Source organism: Streptomyces sp. NBC_01454 (assembly GCF_036227565.1).
GTDB lineage: Bacteria > Actinomycetota > Actinomycetes > Streptomycetales > Streptomycetaceae > Streptomyces.
The window spans coordinates 7,750,061-7,768,412 of sequence record NZ_CP109460.1 but is presented as its reverse complement, the minus strand read 5'-3'; the positions used below and the strand labels follow the sequence as shown (position 1 = coordinate 7,768,412).

Here is an 18,352-nt window from a genome sequence, read left to right as displayed (position 1 = left end):
GCGGGTTGCGCTACGTGGCTCGCTGGTCGACGTGGTGCTGGAGTACGTCGCAGGTGTACTGGAATTCCTCCATGAGGCGGGTGGCCTCGAGGACGAGGACTCCGTACGGATGAGCCGGGTCCATGAGTGGCAGGTCGTCCTGCTCGGCCTGTTCGCTCACGCGGTGGCGGCACTGCTGTGCCTGGTCCGACAGCCGGCACAGCTGCGGGGCATGCGCATTCAGCTTGTCCTCGTCGAGTGCGGCGAGGACCTGGTTGATCTCGGCGATGGACTCCATGAAGTCGGCATAACACCGCAGGAAAGACCGGTAGTTGTGGTGTTCCTCGTGTTCCGCCTTGCTCCACTGGTCCAGGCTGCGGGTGAGGGATGCCAGCTGGTAGAGCGTCCGCTCCAGTGCTTCCAGTACCGCGCCATAGCCCTCGAAACTCGTGCGGCCGCGGTGTCGGCGCAGGAGGCGGCGCGGGTTGTACTGGATGCTTTCGCGGGCCGTTCGCAGGCCCGTCCGGGCCTGGGCGACGAGTTCTCCGGTCCGGTCGGCCCGCTCCCGCCAGTGTGCGGCGCGTTCCTCGTCGAGTTCTCCTCGGCGCAGCGCCGGGTACATGTCGCTGACCAGGTCGCGCTGCGCGTCGGCGAGGGAGCGGATGCCGTGTTCGGCGCCGCGAAGCCGCAACGGCGGGAAGACGGTCACGTTCACCAGGACGCCGACACCGCACCCGATGAGGACCAGCAGGATGATCTGTCCGAGCTGGGTGATCTTGTCGAGGTCGGAGGTGGCGGAGAGATAGGTGGAGAACGCGAAGAACGCCGCGGTGGCCACCTGCGAGCCCTGCGAGCCAAGGGCGGGCCACCGCCCGATGGAGAGCGCGACCAACGCCACCAGAGCGAAAGTCAGCAGGTCAGGGCCGCCCAGAAACCCAAGAGCGGCCTGCACTGCCACACCCGCGGCCACCGCCCCCACGTAGCGCGTGGACTGCAGGAGCGACTGGTAGACCGTCACCTGCATGATCAGCACCGCGGAGAACGGCGCGAACGCCGGCGACTGCGCGTGGAGGACGTTGGAGGAGAGCACCCAGGCGAGCGTGGCGGCGAGCGTGCTCTTCCCGATCAGCAGCACCGTGTGACGCTCATGGCCCTCCCACCCCCATGCGCGCCGCCACCACTGAGCGGACCGGGCCGGCCGGCTCTGCTGAGTCGAACCCACCCGCCGCTCGTCTGCCACACCGCTCACATCACTCTCCGCTCTCCCGCTCTCCCGCTGTCCCCCTCTCCTCGAACGCCTGCCGACGGAGGGACGCCGGACTCGCGGGTGGGGCCCGGCATTCCGCCGGGCCCCACCCGCGAGCTCTATGCATGCATCAGTCCTTGAAGGCGTCCTTGGCCTTTTCCTTGGCACCGCGGAGGTCTCCCTTGGATTCCTTCGCCGAGCCTTCAACAGCGGCGCTTTCGTTTCCGACTGCGCGCCCTGCTTCCTTCTTGACCTTGCCGGCGGCCTGCTCAGCCTTGGCCTTGGCCTTTTCGCTGGCGCTCATGAGGCGGTCCTTTCGTAGGCGATATCACTCCGGTGCCCCGTAATTCCTCCGCAAAACCCATACTAATCCGGAACGGGGCGAAAGTGACCTGGGACAGACAACACGTCATTGCCTGTCCCAGGTCATTTCCGTCGCATCCTCGCAGGCAGGGCGGCTACCAGCGGTACCAGCGGCCGCGCTTTCCACCAGCTCCCGCGGAACGCAGCACAAATCCGAGCAGCCACACCGCGAGAACGATCACCGCGACAATCCAAAGGGCCTTGAGAGCGAATCCGGCACCGAAAAGGAGCAGTGCGAGAAGAAGAACGAGCAGCAGGGGAACCATGTTTATCAACCTCCGAGCCCTCATGTGCCCCGTCCCGCGCCGCCCACACGATCGAAAACAATGTTTCTCGGTTCGGATCCAGGGCATTTCCCAGCCGCACACCCCGGGCCTGCCCACCCTGCCCCGGGCCGACCGGCCACCAACCATCACAGCCCGAATTTCGCCGGATTCCAGACCCCAGCCCGGTCCGTACAGGCCGGGCGGCCGCCCCCGTACCGACCGCGGCCGACGGACCCGCTCCGATGGGTAGGACAGAGCGATGTCCCCTGACTGGGCTATGCCGCGCGCGGCGCGTGCCGGGACTCGGCAGGCTGAGGGTATGTCCAAGCCCCGGCCCCGCATCGTCGTTCATCCACCGGCCCCGACGGGCGGCCGCCGTGTGCACGGCGACACCGACATCCTCGGCGTCGCCTACGGCGTGGTCGACCTGTTGGAGTTCCTCCGGCGGGCGGGCCTGGATCCGGAGGAAGTAGGGCTGCGGGACCCGTTGATCAGGTGGCTCGGCGGAGGTCCCGACGTCTGGAGGTGATCCGGAGGCCGGCGACGCCGCTCCGGGCGCACCCACACCAACATGCTGTGCTCCGCTGCCGTTGCGAGCGGCTTCGTCGGGGACATGGCCCTGTCGAACACATCGTGCGAACGGTTCGCGCGGGGCTGCCGGTGCGACGCATGTATCGGGGTGGGAGGGGCATCCGGAGGCGGCGGGTCAGGTTCTCCGCGTCACCGTACGAGAGCCGGCCCTGCCCGAGTCGTCCGCAGGCTCGGCCATTCCCGGCGCGCCCAGGTGGCCATGGTGTGGCTGCGGCGTGTGCCACGGCATCTGTTGCCTGCCTTGGCAGAGGAGACCGACATGCCCCGAACGCCTGGCCGGCCCTGGTGGAGGGCCGTCGCCCGAGTGGCGCCGGCAGTCGCGCGGCGGCCGCACGCCGGGTCTGCACTGAGCGGGGCGGGCTCTGCGCCACTGAGCGGGGCGGGCGCTGCGCCGGGCGGGAACGAGTGCGCGGATGGGTGACGTCAGCACCCCGCTGCCGGCCGATCCGGAATGGCCCGCCGGCCTGGATGAGGGTCGAGTGCTGCGCGCCCCGGACTGTCCCGTCGAGACCTCCAGCCGGTTGCGCCCCAGGGCCGTCGGCGGCTTCGGCCACGATCTGGCGCGATTGGCTGCCGAAGGACGAGCGAGGGACGGCCGCACGTATCACGTGTCAGCAGACGTGCCGGGCTCGCGGCGGAGGCTTCGCCGCGAGCCCGGCACGGGCATCGCCCCGCACTCACAGGGAGACGTCGGGGTGGAGCCGCCCGATGGTCCACACCCGTTGGCGTCGTACGGCGAGGGCGGTCAGGGCGAGAAAGCCGGCCGTGAAGAGGAAGAGGACGACGAAGTCCCGCAGCAGGTTCGCGGTGAGACCGCCCGAGACGGTGACCCGCAGTCCGTCGACCAGGTACGTCATCGGGAGGAGGGGGTTCAGCACCTGGAAGAACGCCGGTTCGGTGGGCAGCGGGTAGAGCCCGCCGGAGGCCGTGAGTTGGAGGATGAGCAGGACCAGTGACAGGACGTCGCCCGGCACTCCGAAGACGGTGCGCAGACAGTGGTCGACGGCGACGAAGGCCGCTGCCGCGGTGACCAGCAGCGCGACCATCGCGAAGCGGTGGACAGGACTGAGGCCCAGGGTGAGGTCGACGACGCCGTACAGCACGAGCGCCCCCACGGCGCCGAGCACCGCGGCCGGCAGCCACCCCGCGACGGCGGTGGTGAACGCGCCGACCCGGCCGGCCAGCGCACGGGCGTTGAGCGGACGCAGCAACAGGTAGGCGAAGAGGCCGAACACCCACAGGGCGATGCCGAAGAAGAACGGGGCCAGTCCGCGCCCGTAGACCCCCGCCGGATGCAGATTGCCGCGATCGATGTGTACGGGTGTGCCCAGTACCTCGGCGGCGTGGGCGACCTGGTCGGGGCTGGTGCGGGGAATCTTGTGCAGTCCGTCGTCCACGGTGCGCGAGACGTCAAAGGCGCCATCGTGTGCCTGGTCGGCCGCGGAGCGCAGGGCCCCGGAGCCCTTTTCCAAGGTGCCGAGCCCGTCGACCAGGCCGCGCGCGCCGTCGGCGGCGCTGTGGGAACCGGTGTCGACGAGCCGGAGCGGGGTGTGCAGGGCCAGCACATCGTTCCTGAGCGAGCCGAGGTCGCCCTGGAGGTGTTCGGCGTCGCGGAGGGAGCGCCGGGCGTTGTTCTCGGCGGCGGCGGCCCGGCCGTCGAGGTCGGTGGCGGTGGAGTCCAGGTCCCGGGCGTGGCTGAGCGCACTGCGGTAGACCGGGTCGTCCCGCAACTCGGGGTGGGAATCGGCGAGATCGGTGAGGTCCGCCACGGCACGCGAGGTGCCCTTGCGGGTGGCGCCGGTGGCGGTGTGCACCGCGTCCAGACCGTCCGTGGTCAGCCGGGCGGTGGTCACCAGGGCGGATACGGCTCCGGGCAGGCGGTCGGCCGCGGCCCGGTCGAGGCGGCCGGAGAGGTCGTCGATCTGCCCGGCGGCACGGGCGATCTGCCGCGCCCCGGCGGAGACGCCCCCGGCGCCGTCGCGCAGCGTGGACGTCGCCGACGTGACCGTGGACGTGCCCTGCTGTGCCACGCGGGTGGCGCCCACCAGCCGGTGGGCGCCGTCAGCCGCGGTGGACAGCTTGTCGCGTACGTCCGACAACTCGCCGTAGATGCCGCGCACATAGGCGGCGTGGGCGGCGGAGTTGACCTGCTCCTGCAGCTTGTTCTGCACCACTTCGGTCATGATGCCGGCGATGTAGTTGTGGGCATCGTTGAGTTCGATATGGATGCCCGCCTGTTGCGGTCGGGTGTCGGCGCCGGTGGCGAGCTTGCGGCTGAAGTCGGAGGGGATGGCGATGGTGAAGAAGTAGCGGCCGTGCTCCAGTCCGTCCCGTGCCTCGTCCGGCCCGACGAAGTGCCAGTCGAAGGTGCCGGACGCCTTGAGCTGCTGGACCAGCTGGTCGCCGGCGTTCACCCGGCGGCCCTGCGGGGCATGCGCCAGCTGGTCCTGGTTGACGACGGCGACCGGCATGCGGTCGGTCTTGCCGTACGGATCCCAGTTCGCCCAGAGGTACATGGCGCCGTACAGCAACGGCACCAGGCAGAGCAGGACGGGGACGAGTCGGCGCATCGGTCCCCGGAAGCGCCGGAGTTCCAGCAGCGCCAGCTTGACGGCTCTCATGTGTCGGCGTCCTCTCGGACAGCGGCCGTCCCGGCCGGGAGGCGGTCCCGGCTGCGCCGCGGCAATAACAGCGTGCTCAGACCGGGAGTGGGCGGGGGCGGACGGAGGCAGCCGACCAGCACGGTGGGGCCGTGCTCCTGGACCCGGCGCAGGGCCTGCCACACGGGTCCGTGCGCGTCGGGCGGCAGGCCGTCGTCGACGTCGTCGACCACGAGGGCGCCGGGCTGTTCGGCGAGGGCCAGTGCGGTCGCCAGCAGCAGCCTGTCGGCCGGGCCGAGGTCCTCGACCAGGTCTTCCCCTCGTGGGGCGAGGTCCAGGGTCTCGAAGGCCTCGCGGATGCGACGCTCCGTCACACCGGGGCTGGTCAGGCAGCGTTCGGCCATCGCTTCGCGCACCCGCAGCCGTCCTTCGAGGTCGACCGCGGGCGCGGCCCGGGCGAGGGCGACCATCCTGCGTACCCGTCGCCCCTCGGCGGGCAGGACGTGCCCACCGACGCGGAGGGCTCCGCCGGAGAGCCGCATCCGTCCGGCGAGCGCAAGCAGCAGAGAGGTACGCCCGGAGCCGGCCGGGCCGTGCGCGGCCAGCAGTCCGCCCGCCGGCACATCCAGGTCCACTCCCTCGAACACCGGGCCTCTCGGCCCCCGCACGCTCACCCCGCGGGCCACCACGTCGACTCCAGCAGCTGTCATGCAGCAAGTCCTAGCCAGGATCGGTCAACTCACCCCTGGCGTACGCCAGTTGTGATGCTCTTCACGTGAGGCGGGCGACACCCGGGCACCCGCTCACGTGAACCTGCCCCTCGCCCCCGCACGCCTCCGTCCCGACCGCTGAGGCGGCCGACAGGTGATCAGTGGCCTCCAGCGCGACGATGGGAGGAAAGAGCGATGTCCGGAGGTACGGATGACGGGAAGAGCACGCGTCCCCGACCGCTGTACGGCCCTGACCTGCGGTGTTCCGTCATGACCGCGGCGCCCGGCGATCCCGGTCCGCCGCCTCGCCGCGATCTCGCCGGCCAGACCGTCGTGGTGATCGGCGCCGGCGCGGGGATCGGCCTCGAGACCGCCCGCCACGTACAGGCCGGTGGCGGCAGGCTCATCCTGGTCGGCCGCAATCCGGAACGGCTGCAACGAGCCGCACACGCACTTCATCCGCTCAGTACGGCAGCGTTCGACGCGACCGACACCGACCGCCTCCAGCAGTTCTTCCAGGAACTGGCCGAACCCGTCGACCATGTGATGGTGACGGCCGGCAGCCCCTCCTACCGGCCCTTGTCCGGCATGGATCTCGACGCCGCCCGCCGGGAGTTCGAGGACCGGCTCGCCCTGACCCTCGGCGTCGCCCTCTACAGCCGGGAAAAGGTTCGCCCCGGCGGCACGCTGCTGTTCATGGGCGGCACCGGCGGCCGGCGCCCCGCTGTCGGCATGACCCTCATGTCCGCCCTGACGGCCGCGCTGTCCGCCCTCACCGCCAATCTGGCGCTCGAACTGGCGCCGATCCGGGTGAACCTCATCGCTGCCGGCTTCGTCGACACACCCCTGTCCGCCTCGCTGCTGGGCGATCAGCTCGAGACCCGGCGCGCGGAGCTGCGCGCCACGCTTCCCATCCGACGGGTGGTCGAGCCGGCGGACGTCGCCGCGCTGGCCGTCCACCTCATGTGCAACGACGCCCTGACCGGCGGCACGTACGACATCGACGGCGGGCAGCAGCTCCTCCCCCGCTGAGGCCCCCGGCCGTGTCCCGGGACGGCGCGTCCGTGTGCCGCCGGCCCCCTGTACGCAGTCGCGCAGCCTTCGGCCGATGGCCTGGAATTTCCGTGAACGGGGACGGGACGGGTGCCGGACCGGGTAAGGAATTTCGCGCATTCCGCGGCGACAAAACCCGAGTGACGGCTGGCCTCGGCTTCACGGGAAGTATGGAGATGATCAGCAGGAGAACCTTCGGGAAGACTGTCGGCAAAGGAGCGGCCGCCGCTTCGGCAGCGGCCCTTTCCACGGCCTGCTCCACGGCCGTGTCCGGCGACCACCAGCAGGCCCGTCAGGCGGCCGACCGCAGCACACAACGCTCGGCAAAGGAAGCGTCTTTCGGCCCGTTGAAGCAGGTCAGGGCCGGCGTCCTGAAGGTGGGATACGCCGAGGCGGGCCCGGCCCACGGCCCTGCGGTCATCCTTCTGCACGGCTGGCCCTACGACATTCACAGCTACGTTGCGGTCGCACCTTTGCTTGCGGCCAGGGGGTACCGGGTCATCGTGCCGTATCTGCGCGGCCACGGCACGACGCGGTTCCTGTCGAGCAAGACATTCCGGAACGCCCAGCAGTCGGTATTCGCCCTCGACATCATCGCTTTGATGGACGCCCTGCGGATCGACAAGGCGATCCTCGCCGGCTACGACTGGGGATCGCGGACGGCGGACATCATCGCCGCCCTGTGGCCGGAACGGGTCAAGGGGCTGGTATCCGTGAGCGGATATCTGATCACGAATCGTGCGGCCAACAAGAAACCCTTGCCGCCGAAGCTCGAGTGGGCGTGGTGGTATCAGTTCTACTTCGCCACGGAGCGAGGCCAGCTCGGCCTCGAGCGGAACCGGCGCGAGTTGGCGCGGCTGATCTGGAAATTCAACTCCCCGACCTGGGATTTCGATGCTGCCACGTTCGATCGCACTGCGGCGGCGTTCAGCAATCCGGACTATGTCGGCATCGTGCTCCATAACTACCGCTGGCGCCTGAGCCTGGCCGAGGGGGACCCGCGCTACGACGGCCTCGAGCGGCGCCTCGCCGAGGGTCCCGTGATCACCGTGCCCACGATCACCCTTGACGGCGCGGACGATCCCTTCACGCCCGCGGGTGGCGGCTCGTCCTACCGCGACAAATTCAGTGGTCGGTATGCGCACCGAACGCTGAAGGGCATCGGACACAATGTGCCCCAAGAGGCACCCGGAGACTTCGCCCAGGCCGTCGTGGACGTGGTGGACGTGGTGGACGTCGATGGCGTTCGCACGGCCGAGCGGCGGCCGTCGAAGTGAAGAAGTCTCACGCGGCGAGGTGCACGCGGGGCCGTCAGCTCATGCCTCTCGCCCATCGAAAGGCGAAGCCGGCGACGGGGAGCCGCACTCCCGAGAAAACCACGACATTCACCCATAGGATGGATATTACCGGCGCACTGGCGTGCCCGACGGGCTCGTGCAGTCGGTGAGGAAGGGCAGGGAAGGGCGAGCGACCCGGGGACGGGATGCCTATGGATCAGGCCACCAGTCCGGCGCGGACCGTCATCCTGACCGTGGACGACGATCCGGGCGTGTCGCGAGCTGTCGCCCGCGATCTGCGGCGACGCTACGGCGCGTCGTACCGCGTCGTCCGCGCGGAGTCCGGCGAGTCCGCCCTCGACGCCCTGCGCGAGCTGAAGCTCCGCGGCGGCCCCGTCGCGGTGATCGTGGCCGACTACCGGATGCCGGAGATGAACGGCATCGAGTTCCTCGAGCAGGCTCTCGACATCTACCCCGACGCCCGGCGGGTGCTGCTGACCGCGTACGCGGACACCGACGCGGCCATCGACGCGATCAATGTCGTCGACCTCGACCACTACCTCCTCAAGCCCTGGGAGCCGCCCGAGGAGAAGCTCTACCCCATCCTCGACGATCTGCTGCAGGCCTGGCGGGCCACCGACCACCGGCCGGTGGCCGTCACCAAGGTCGTCGGGCACCGCTGGTCGGCGCGTTCCTCGGCCGTACGGGAGTTCCTGGCCCGCAACCAGGTGCCGTACCGCTGGTACTCGTCCGACGACCCGGAGGGCCGCCGGCTGCTGTGCGCGGCGGGCCAGGACGGCCTGCGGCTCCCGCTTGTGATCACTCCGGACGGCACGGCCCTCATCGAGCCCGAGGACCGGGAGCTCGCCGCCCGGGTCGGCCTCGCGACGACCCCGGCAACCGACTTCTACGACCTCGTCGTCATCGGCGGCGGGCCGGCCGGTCTGGGTGCGGCGGTGTACGGGGCGTCCGAGGGCCTGCGGACCGTCCTCGTGGAACGCTCCGCGACCGGCGGCCAGGCGGGCCAGAGCTCGCGCATCGAGAACTATCTCGGCTTCCCCGACGGAGTGTCCGGAGCGCAGCTCACCGACCGGGCCCGGCGGCAGGCGGCGAAGTTCGGGGCCGAGATACTGACCACCCGCGAGGTCACCGGGCTGGAGGTCAATGGCGCGTCGCGCGTCGTGCGGTTCTCGGACGGCTCCGCGGTCGCCGCGCACTCGGTGATCCTCGCTACCGGCGTGTCGTACCGGCAACTGGACGCACCCCACGTGACCGAGCTGACCGGCTGCGGAGTCTTCTACGGTTCGGCCCTGACCGAAGCGGCCGCGTGCCAAGGCCACGACGTGTACATCGTCGGCGGCGCGAACTCCGCCGGCCAGGCCGCGATCTACCTGGCCCGGAGTGCCAAGTCGGTCACCGTGCTGGTGCGCAAGCCGTCCTTGACCACGTCGATGTCGCACTACCTCGTCCAGCAGGTCGACGACACGCCCACGATCTCGGTGCGCACCCACACGGTCGTCGACGCCGCCCACGGCGCGCATCAACTGGAACAGCTCACCCTGCGCGACACGGCGACCGGCGACACCGAACTCGTCGACGCCCAGTGGATGTTCGTCTTCATCGGGGCGGCCCCGCGGACCGACTGGCTGGAGGGCACGGTGCTCCGGGACTCCCACGGGTTCATCCTGGCCGGACCCGATCTGACCGCGGACGGAAACCCGCCGGACGGCTGGGAGCTGAGCCGTCCGCCCTACCACTTGGAAACCAACGTCCCGGGCGTGTTCGTGGCCGGAGACGCCCGCGCCGAGTCCGCCAAGCGTGTCGCTTCCGCGGTAGGAGAGGGAGCCATGGCGGTCATGCTCGTCCACCGATATCTGGAGCAGTCATGAACAGCCGGCCGATGCCGTGCAGTCAGGAGGAACTCGGCTCACTGTTCCTGTTCGAGAAGCTGGCTCCCGACCAGCTCGCCCGGCTCTGCCGCGAAGGCCGTGTGGAGGCGTTCGAACCCGGGCCCGTGTACGCGGAGGGCGACACCGCCACGTGCTTCTACGTGCTGCTCGAAGGGACCCTCGTGCTCTCGCGCCGGATCGGGGACTACGACGTGGAGATCAACCGGAGTGCCAGCCGCGGGGTGTACGCGGGAGCCTTCCAGGCCTACCTGGGTGACCGCCTGCGCCAGGTGTACAACAGCTCCCTGAGTGTCATCGAGCCCGCACGCTTTTTCGTGCTGCCCGCGGAGACCTTCGCCGCGATCATGCGTGAGTGGTTTCCCATGGCCGTCCATCTGCTGGAAGGCCTCTTCTTCGGCGCCAAGAGCACGCAGGAGGCCGTCGGCCAGCGAGAACGGCTGCTGGCTCTGGGGTCGCTGTCCGCGGGGCTGACCCATGAGCTGAACAACCCCGCCGCCGCGGCCGTGCGCGCCACCTCCGCGCTGCGCGAGCGGGTCGCCGGAATGCGCCACAAGCTCGGCATCCTCGCCGCGGGATCGTACCGGCGCGACAGCCTGGAGACGCTCATCGAGGTCCAGGAACGCACCGCCGAGCGCGTTGCCAAGGCCACCACCCTGAGCCCGCTGGAGGCCGCGGACCGGGAGGACGCGCTCGCCGACTGGCTGGACGACCACGGCATCGGGGACGGGTGGCAGCTCGCGCCGACCTTCGTCCAGGCCGGCCTGGACGCCGACTGGCTGGACCAGGTCGCCGCGGCCGTGGACCGTGACAGCCTCGAAGGTGCCGTGCGATGGCTCAACTACACCGTCGAGACCGAACTGTTGATGAACGAGATCGAGGACTCGACCACCCGCGTCTCGGCCCTCGTCACCGCGGCCAAGCAGTACTCGCAACTCGACCGCGCGCCCCACCAGGTCGCCGACGTGCATGAACTGCTGGACAGCACCCTGCTGATGGTCTCCGCGAAGATCGGCCCCCACATCACCGTCGTCAAGGACTACGACCGCGGTCTGCCGAAGATCCCGGCCTACCCCGGCGAGCTCAACCAGGTATGGACGAATCTGATCGACAATGCCGTCTCGGCGATGCACAGCACGGGCGCCGACGGCACGTTGACCGTACGCACCGCGCGCGACGGGGAGCTGCTGCTCGTCGAGTTCCGCGACACCGGTCCCGGAGTCCCCGAGGAGATCCGCGACCGCGTCTTCGACCCGTTCTTCACCACCAAACCGGTGGGTGAGGGTACGGGTCTCGGCCTGGACATCTCCTGGCGGATCGTCGTCCACAAGCACAACGGGGACCTGCGGTTCCACTCCGTCCCCGGCGACACCCGCTTCCAGGTCCGTCTCCCACTGGCCGCCGCCGACCCCCGTCCCCCACAGGAGCCGTCATGACATCCCCGAACGGAATCGACCCCTCGGTCCCGCCCAGCGGAACCGGATGCGCCGAGTGCGACGCCGACGGCGGCTGGTGGTTCCACCTGCGACGCTGCGCACAGTGCGGCCACATCGGCTGCTGCGACGACTCCCCCGCCAAGCACGCGACGGCCCACGCTCGGGACACCGGGCACCAGGTGATCCGCAGCTTCGAACCGGGCGAAGCCTGGTTCTACAGCTACGAGACCTCGGAGGTGTACGCCTCGGGCCCGCCCCTGGCTCCCCCTGACAGCCACCCGGCCGATCAGCCCACCCCCGGCCCCGCGGGACGGGTCCCGGAGGACTGGGCCGACCGTCTGGGATAGGCGGACCGCCACCTCTCCTCGTCTCCTCGCGCGGCCACCTGAGCCGGCCCAGGCGTCGTCATCGGCCGGGCCTCCCGGGTGGGTCTCCGCGGCCCGGCGCCCCGACGGTGAGTTCAGGTGAGGCCGGCCAGGGCCAGGAATTCGCTGCGTGAGCGGGCATCGCTGCGCAGGGTGCCCAGCAGGGTGGAGGTGAGGGTGCTGGAGCCGGTGGCCTGGACGCCGCGCAGGGTCATACAGCTGTGTTCGGCTTCGATGACGACGCCCACGCCCTGGGGTTCGAGTTGGGTCTGGAGCCAGTCGGCGACCTGTTTGGTGAGGCGTTCCTGGACTTGCGGTCGGCAGGCGAAGTGCTCGACGGCGCGGGGCTGGCGGCGCTCGCCCTCGACGGACGGGCCGGTATCACCGACCTGGCAGCCGCGGCCGGCCTCACCTCGGGCCGAACCTCACGACGTCTGGACGCACTGCTCTGGGGCGGAGTGGTCCACATCGACGTGGAGACCGCACCGATGGCCCTGGGATACCGCGCCCGGGCGAACCTGTGGATGCGGGTCCACCCGGCCCACATCAAAACTGTCGGGCGGACGATGGCGACGCTGCCCGGGGTGGGCTTCGCCGCCGCGGTGTCCGGACCGTGCAACCTCCACGCCGTCGTCCACTGCAGCGACCTCGACACCCTCTTCGAGTTCACCACCGACCGCGTCGGCACCCTGCCCGGCGTCGAAGGCATGGAGATCAGTCCCGTCTTCCGCCAGATCAAGCAGGCCGGAACCCGAGTGGACGAGGACCGCCTGAGCGACCCGCCCCCCTCATGAACGTCAGGTGGCCGTCACCTTGCTCGGCCGACGTCAGGAGCTTGTGAGGATGACGAGTTGCTGGGTCGCCCGGGTCATCGCGACGTAGCGGTCGACCGCTCCTTCGATGCCGTTGCCACATGCCTCCGGGTCGACGAGGACGACCAGGTCGAACTCGAGCCCCTTCGACAACTCCGGGGTCAGCGACCGGACTCGGGACGTCGCCCGGAACGTGGGATCGCCGATGACGCAGGCGATCCCCTCCGCATGTGTGGCGAGCCAGGTGTCGAGGATCGAGTCCCGGTCCGCCACCGATCCGTGGACGACGGGGATGCCGCTGCGGCGAATGGAGGTCGGCACATTGGCGTCCGGTAGCGCGGCCCGGATGACGCACTCGGCTTCCGTCATGACCTCTTCCGGCGTGCGGTAGTTGATGTTCAGGGAGGCCACGGTGATCCGGTCGAGCCCGACCCGCTCGAGCCGTTCCTGCCACGACTCCGTGAATCCGTGCCTGGCCTGGGCGCGGTCACCGACAATGGTGAAGCTCCGGGACGGGCAGCGCTGCCGCAGCATCTGCCATTCGGCATCGGTCAGTTCCTGCGCCTCGTCCACGATGACGTGCGCGAACGGGCCGGCGAGAGGCTCCGGATCGACGCCGGGCAGGGCGCTCTCGTCGATCAGGGCGTCCTGCAGGTCCTGTCCGTGCAGCATCGTCACCGCGCCTTCACCGTCGTCCTCGGCCCTCAGCAGACCGTCGATGACGACGGCCCTGCGCGCACGCTCGGCGGCGACAAAGGCATCGTGCCGACGCTTGCGCCGTGACACCTCCGGGTCGCCGAGCCGCTGCCGCGCCGCATCCAGGAGCGGCAGGTCGGACACCGTCCACGCCTGGGCATCCGCGCGCTGCAACGTGCGCACGTCATCGAGGCTGAGCCAGGGAGCGCACTTGCGCAGGTAGGCGGGCACCGACCACAGATCTCCGACGAGGTCACTCGCTTCGAGCATCGGCCACGCACGGTTGAGGGTCCGGATCAGCTCCCGGTTCTGCAGCAGCGACCTTCTCAGCAGCTCGGGCGGTGCGTCGCTGGTGTCCTTGTCCATCAGGATCGTGAGCAGCTCCTCCCGGATCTGGTCGCGCGCCTCGTTGTGCGGAGTACCTGGTTCCACCGCTTCGAACGCCGCCGCCCAGTCGTCGGCACTGAGCCAGAGGTGGGACCAGTGGGTCGCGACCGTCATCCCTTCGGTGGGCGGCTCCTCGTAGATGCCGACGGCCGGCTCGATCGCCGTCACCAGGTCCGCGGACGACTTCAGCAGCGCCACTCGCGGATCGGTCTCGGTCGATGCTCCGGCTCCCTCGGTGACGAGGTCGCGCAGGATGCAGGTCTGCACTCCCTCCTCGCCGAGGCTGGGCAGGACGTCGGCGACGTAGGCCAGGTAGGGCCGGCTCGGACCGACGAACAGCACGCCTCCCCGGCGGTGCCCGAGGCGGGGGTCGGAGTAGAGAAGGTGGGCGGCGCGGTGCAGCGCGACGACCGTCTTGCCCGTACCGGGACCGCCGTCGACGACGAGCGCGCCGCGGGATCCCGCCCGGATGACGGCGTCCTGGTCGGCCTGGATGGTGGCGAGCACATCGCGCATCCGGGCCGACCGGTTGCTGCCCAGGCTGGCGATGAACGCGGACTGGTCATCGAGCGCGGCGTGCCCCTCGAGCCCGTCGGCGGTGAACACTTCGTCCCAGTAGTCACTGATCCGGCCGCGGGTCCAGCGGTATCTGCGGCGGCTCGCCAGACCCATCGGGTTGGCGTGGGTCGCTGCGAAGAACGGCTCGGCCGCGGGGGAACGCCAGTCGAGCAGCAGCCGATGGCCCTCGCTGTCGGTGAGGCCGAGGCGTCCGATGTACACGGGCTCGGGGTTGTCCGTAGGGACGAAGTGTCCCAGGCACAGGTCCAGACCGAAGCGACTCAGGGCGCGCAGCCGACCGGTCAGCTGGTGGACCTCCGTGTCCCGGTCCATTGCCGCCCGGCCGAGGCCGCCGGGCTCCTTACGCGCGACATCGAGGCGGTCGGACAGTTCGGCGATCGTCTGCGCCAGGCTCTCCGAGACGGCCGCGAAGTGCTGCTCGTCGCCGTCGATCAGCGCCGGGTCGGCCTTGGCGGCGAGGTGCTCGGGAAGGTCGAACGCGCTGGTGGTCAGGGGGTTCATGTCCTCAGCTCCGTTCCGGGGTCGCTGCCGCGACGGCCGACGGCGCACACACCCGCAACTCGGTGCCGAGCGCCTCCGCGCCCACCTGCACCCGCAGTGCGCGTCCCGCCCCCGGCTCGACGTCGCCGCGCAATCCATGAACCGACCACAACGCACGCACTTCGCGAATCTCCAATTTCTGCAGGTTCTGACCTCGGCCCGCGATTCTGCCCGACCACCGGGGCCTTGCCGCAAGCCCCCCGGTGCGCTATAAGTTGAGAGTGGCAAGGAGTGGGAATTCCTCCTTGCCTCTGTGTTTTCTTGGCCGTGGCCCTTTTTGCCGTGGCCGTTATCGGAGGCTCCTTAAACGGGCCCACGGCGTTATTCCTCCAGCCCGCCTTTCCCTACATACGGGCTGAGGAAATGGGTGATTGCGGTGACCGCGGTGACCGCGGTGACTTGGTGGAGCGGATTTCGCCCTCAAGCGCAGGGTCCCGACCGGGTGCCTCCGTGCGCGCGCAGGCTTCGCCCCGTCGGAAATCGTGCGAGGCCGTGTCGCCGCTCCCGCCGGTTCTACTCCGGAATGACCGCCATGGCCTCGACCTCGACGAGGTACTCGGGCTGCGCCAGGCCCTGCACCCCGATCCATGAGGACGGGGGCGGGTTCTCCGTTCCGAACACGTCGACCAGGACGCGGCCGATCACATCCGCCTCGGGACCGGACTCGAAGTTCGGAAGGTAGAGCCGGAGGATCTGGATGTCATCCGGAATGCCGCCGACGGCTTCGAGAGCGATGAACACATGCTGCAGCGCCTGACGGAGCTGTGCCTCCCGCCCCACCGCCGTCACCTCGTGGTTGCTGTCCCACGCGACCTGGCCCGCGATGTTGACGATCTTCCCGGGCGGGGAAACCGCAACCTGGGAGAACCCCCACGGCCGACTGGGGAACAGGTCCTTGGGCTGGAACGTCGTACGCGGCACAGCACACTTCCTCAGTAGCCATGGAGCAGGCAGGATCACCACTCCGGCCTCATGATTCATTCTTCACTCTACCTACCAGGCGTCATACCTCGGCCGCATGCTCTCGGGCGGCTGTCGGTCGCGGCATCACGGGTGGTGAGGACTTTCCGGTCGGTCAGGGAGCGCGGTGGGCGCCGTCCTTCACGCACCGGCTGACACCGGCGGCCGGTTCATGAATCCCCCTGGGTGCGGCCCACGTAGCGGATGACCTCACAGTCGTCGAGCATCACCAGACCCTCGCTGACCAGTTCATCGAGCTGCGGCAGGAACGCACGGATGCGCTCTTCGTCGTCGACGATGACGACCGCGACCGGCAGGTCCTCACTCAGCGACAGCAGCCGGGACGTGTGGATCAGCGACGAGGCGCCGTACCCCTCGATGCCGCGGAAGACCGAAGCCCCCGCCAGCCCTGCCTTGTGTGCCCGGTGCACGATTTCCGAGTACACCGGCTTGTGGTGCCAGATGTCGTTCTCACCGATGAAAATCGTCACGCGCAGTGCGGTACCGCTCAGCCTCATCGCTGCCTCCCTTGGACTACTCGATGACGTGTTGCTGCGGAGGGACTACTCGACTACGGGTCGCTGCGGAGGCGGCCGGACCACACCGCGCCACGGAGCGAGACCGCTGCCACGAACGATGCCTGCCCCGACGCCGCTCCGCGCGCTGCGCGGGGACACGGGCTCCACGTCCGCGCGGCATTTTGCCGCGAGTGGGGTACGGCGGGCCCCACCGCCGCGCGGTGTCCGACACATCCGAGACAAAGGCACCGCAGGACGCCAGGAGATGGGGCCTGCCGCAGGGGACGCAGAAAGCCTCACCGGACGGCTCGCCCAACACGCGCGCCGCCGGGCCCCCAGGCCCCGGGCCCCCAGGCCCCGGAACCCGCAGGACGCAGCCCGCGCAGGACGCCCACGGCCCCCAGGCGGCAGCGCTGTACCCTGGATGGCGCAGCCACCCCATGAGGGGGGCCGCACGGCGGTGGGGCCCGCCGTACCCAACCGCGGCAGCACCGCCGCCAACGGTCCCTACCTGAACGGCGCGCCGACACCCGCGCGCCGGATCGACGTCAGGTAGGAGATTGCCCGTGACCAGCGAACACGAGGGCGCCGCGCCCCGGCCGAGCGACTGGGCGGCGGAGCCCGTCGACCCGGACACCGCGATCGACCCATGGCCACCCCGGGCAGGCCGGACACCCGCACGCAAGCACGCCGAGATCCTCACCGCGATTGCCGCCGGCGGGGTGATCGGGGCCTGCGCCCGCTACGGTGCCACCCTGCTCTGGCCCACCGCGCCCGCCGCGTTCCCGTGGACCACGTTCTGGACCAACGTCACCGGCTGCGCCGCCATGGGCGTCCTGATGGTCCTGATCACCGAACGCTTCGCCGTTCACCCCCTGATGCGGCCGTTCCTGGGCACCGGCGTCCTGGGCGGCTACACCACCTTCTCCACCACCACCCTCGACACCCAGCGCCTCCTGGAGGGAGGCCATCCCGGCAGCGGACTGCTGTACGCCGCCGCCACGCTGCTGACCGCCTTCGGAGCGGTCTGGGTCACCGCCTCCCTCACCCGCCTCGCCTTCCTTCCGCGCGCCGGCGCAGAGCGGGGGCGGTCGTGAACTGGCTGATGGTCATCGCCGGCGCGCTCGTCGGCGCCCCGCTGCGCTACCTCACCGACCGAGCCGTCCAGGCCCGCCACGACACGGTCTTCCCCTGGGGCACCTTCAGCGTCAATATCGCCGCCTGCGCAGGACTGGGCTTCCTCACCGGCGCCGCGACTGCCACCACCGTCCCCCAAGCGCTGCAGCACCTGATCGGGCCCGGGCTGTGCGCGACGCTGAGCACCTACTCCACCTTCTCCTTCGAGAGCCTGCGCCTGGCCGAGACCGGCGCGAAGTACTTCGCCGCCGCCAACGCCCTCGTCAGCGTCATCGCCGGCCTGGGCACCGCCTACCTCGCCACCGCCCTCGCTTCGGCGCTCCTGGCCTGAGCCGGGCACGAAAGGGCTCAGGCCATCTGGCGGGGTCAGTAGGCACGTGCATGCATGCTGGAAACGGGAGTTGAGTGCGCCCGTCATCTGGGAAGGGGGCGTTCGTGAGGACCAGGTCCGTGAAGCCGCCGGAACGTGTTGCTGTCATCGGAGTCGGCATCCTCGGAGCCGGCGTGGGCTGGCACCTGTCCCGGCGCGGCGCCAAAGTGGTCTTCATCGACGCAGGCCAGCCGGGCGAAGGCGTCCCCAATTGGTCTTTCTCGTGGGTCAACGCCAGCAACAAGACCGCGAGCAAGTCCTACTTCAATCTGAACGTCAAAACGGCCGAGCAGCTGGCTCACTGGGACTACCGGGCTGAGGTGTACACGGGGGCCGAGGTACGCCGCCGCCTCGAACCTGCTCTCACGATGCCCGGTGAGGTTCCAGTCGTGTTCTACCCCGACGAAGCCTGGGTGCACGGACGTCATCTCGTCGGCCGCCTGGTCGGCCAGGCCGTTGCGTCCGGCGCCGGGCTCCGGTCCGACACCGCGGTGTGTGACATCGGCACCGGTGCCGACGGGAGCATCCAGAAGGTTGCTCTATCGGATGGGAGCTGTCTC

17 protein-coding genes and 2 pseudogenes are annotated in these 18,352 nt (G+C 69.9%); 10 read left to right on the top strand and 9 right to left on the bottom strand.

Going from position 1 to position 18,352, the window contains the following annotated elements; translation table 11 throughout:
• Positions 1-10 precede the first annotated feature (10 nt).
• From OIU81_RS34210 to OIU81_RS34200, 3 genes are all read right to left on the bottom strand, one after another.
• Entirely contained in the window at positions 11-1,219 is a 1,209-nt protein-coding gene (locus OIU81_RS34210; protein WP_329155555.1) for an FUSC family protein, read from the bottom strand.
• Between the two features lie 136 nt (positions 1,220-1,355).
• The gene (locus tag OIU81_RS34205; protein ID WP_329154087.1) at positions 1,356-1,529 is read right to left on the bottom strand and encodes a CsbD family protein; all 174 of its coding nucleotides are present in this window, start codon (positions 1,527-1,529) and stop codon (positions 1,356-1,358) included.
• A gap of 154 nt (positions 1,530-1,683) precedes the next feature.
• Entirely contained in the window at positions 1,684-1,854 is a 171-nt protein-coding gene (locus tag OIU81_RS34200) for a hydrophobic protein (protein ID WP_086716166.1), read from the bottom strand.
• A gap of 319 nt (positions 1,855-2,173) precedes the next feature.
• Between OIU81_RS34200 and OIU81_RS34195 the strand changes: the two genes are divergently transcribed.
• Entirely contained in the window at positions 2,174-2,383 is a 210-nt protein-coding gene (locus tag OIU81_RS34195; RefSeq protein WP_329154085.1) for a hypothetical protein, read from the top strand.
• Between the two features lie 739 nt (positions 2,384-3,122).
• On the opposite strand, the gene OIU81_RS34190 is transcribed toward OIU81_RS34195, so the two are convergent.
• Complete coding sequence (locus OIU81_RS34190; RefSeq protein ID WP_329154084.1) at positions 3,123-5,066, bottom strand: YhgE/Pip family protein; 1,944 nt, start codon at positions 5,064-5,066, stop codon at positions 3,123-3,125.
• Positions 5,063-5,755: an ATP-binding cassette domain-containing protein gene (locus OIU81_RS34185; RefSeq protein ID WP_329154083.1), complete on the bottom strand. Its 693-nt coding sequence runs from the start codon at positions 5,753-5,755 to the stop codon at positions 5,063-5,065. Before OIU81_RS34185 ends, OIU81_RS34190 begins: the two co-directional genes overlap by 4 nt.
• 270 nt (positions 5,756-6,025) lie before the next feature.
• Here OIU81_RS34185 and OIU81_RS34180 point away from each other — a divergent pair, with 270 nt between their 5' ends.
• From OIU81_RS34180 to OIU81_RS34160, 5 genes are all read left to right on the top strand, one after another.
• Positions 6,026-6,787 (top strand): SDR family oxidoreductase, encoded by a 762-nt coding sequence (locus tag OIU81_RS34180; protein WP_329154081.1) that lies wholly within the window; start codon positions 6,026-6,028, stop codon positions 6,785-6,787.
• 197 nt (positions 6,788-6,984) lie between these two features.
• A complete protein-coding gene (locus OIU81_RS34175; protein ID WP_329155554.1) occupies positions 6,985-8,085 on the top strand; it encodes an alpha/beta fold hydrolase in 1,101 nt (366 codons plus the stop codon).
• A gap of 212 nt (positions 8,086-8,297) precedes the next feature.
• The gene (locus OIU81_RS34170; RefSeq protein WP_329155552.1) at positions 8,298-9,974 is read left to right on the top strand and encodes an FAD-dependent oxidoreductase; all 1,677 of its coding nucleotides are present in this window, start codon (positions 8,298-8,300) and stop codon (positions 9,972-9,974) included.
• Positions 9,971-11,428: an ATP-binding protein gene (locus OIU81_RS34165; RefSeq protein WP_329154079.1), complete on the top strand. Its 1,458-nt coding sequence runs from the start codon at positions 9,971-9,973 to the stop codon at positions 11,426-11,428. The genes OIU81_RS34170 and OIU81_RS34165 overlap by 4 nt, the downstream gene beginning before the upstream one ends.
• Positions 11,425-11,775, top strand: a complete 351-nt coding sequence (locus tag OIU81_RS34160) for a UBP-type zinc finger domain-containing protein (protein ID WP_329154078.1) — start codon at positions 11,425-11,427, stop codon at positions 11,773-11,775. Before OIU81_RS34165 ends, OIU81_RS34160 begins: the two co-directional genes overlap by 4 nt.
• Positions 11,776-11,888: 113 nt before the next feature.
• On the opposite strand, the pseudogene OIU81_RS34155 reads toward OIU81_RS34160, so the two are convergent.
• Positions 11,889-12,137: pseudogene (locus tag OIU81_RS34155) on the bottom strand (GTP cyclohydrolase I); the annotation flags it as partial.
• Here OIU81_RS34155 and OIU81_RS34150 point away from each other — a divergent pair.
• Positions 12,057-12,587: an Lrp/AsnC family transcriptional regulator gene (locus tag OIU81_RS34150; protein ID WP_443074178.1), complete on the top strand. Its 531-nt coding sequence runs from the start codon at positions 12,057-12,059 to the stop codon at positions 12,585-12,587. The pseudogene OIU81_RS34155 and the gene OIU81_RS34150 sit on opposite strands and share 81 nt — an antisense overlap.
• Before the next feature lie 33 nt (positions 12,588-12,620).
• On the opposite strand, the gene helR is transcribed toward OIU81_RS34150, so the two are convergent.
• From helR to OIU81_RS34135, 3 genes are all read right to left on the bottom strand, one after another.
• Entirely contained in the window at positions 12,621-14,768 is a 2,148-nt protein-coding gene (gene helR, locus OIU81_RS34145) for an RNA polymerase recycling motor ATPase HelR (RefSeq protein WP_329154075.1), read from the bottom strand.
• A 552-nt stretch (positions 14,769-15,320) separates the two neighbouring features.
• Complete coding sequence (locus OIU81_RS34140) at positions 15,321-15,728, bottom strand: RidA family protein (protein WP_329154073.1); 408 nt, start codon at positions 15,726-15,728, stop codon at positions 15,321-15,323.
• A 209-nt stretch (positions 15,729-15,937) separates the two neighbouring features.
• Positions 15,938-16,285 (bottom strand): DUF190 domain-containing protein, encoded by a 348-nt coding sequence (locus tag OIU81_RS34135; protein WP_329154072.1) that lies wholly within the window; start codon positions 16,283-16,285, stop codon positions 15,938-15,940.
• A 566-nt stretch (positions 16,286-16,851) separates the two neighbouring features.
• On the opposite strand from OIU81_RS34135, the gene OIU81_RS34130 reads away from it, so the two are divergent.
• From OIU81_RS34130 to OIU81_RS34120, 3 genes and pseudogenes are all read left to right on the top strand, one after another.
• Entirely contained in the window at positions 16,852-17,382 is a 531-nt protein-coding gene (locus OIU81_RS34130; protein ID WP_329154071.1) for a fluoride efflux transporter FluC, read from the top strand.
• Positions 17,379-17,753 (top strand): fluoride efflux transporter FluC, encoded by a 375-nt coding sequence (locus OIU81_RS34125; RefSeq protein ID WP_329154070.1) that lies wholly within the window; start codon positions 17,379-17,381, stop codon positions 17,751-17,753. Before OIU81_RS34130 ends, OIU81_RS34125 begins: the two co-directional genes overlap by 4 nt.
• Positions 17,754-17,827: 74 nt before the next feature.
• A pseudogene (locus tag OIU81_RS34120) lies at positions 17,828-18,325 on the top strand (NAD(P)/FAD-dependent oxidoreductase); the annotation flags it as partial.
• Positions 18,326-18,352: the final 27 nt, after the last annotated feature.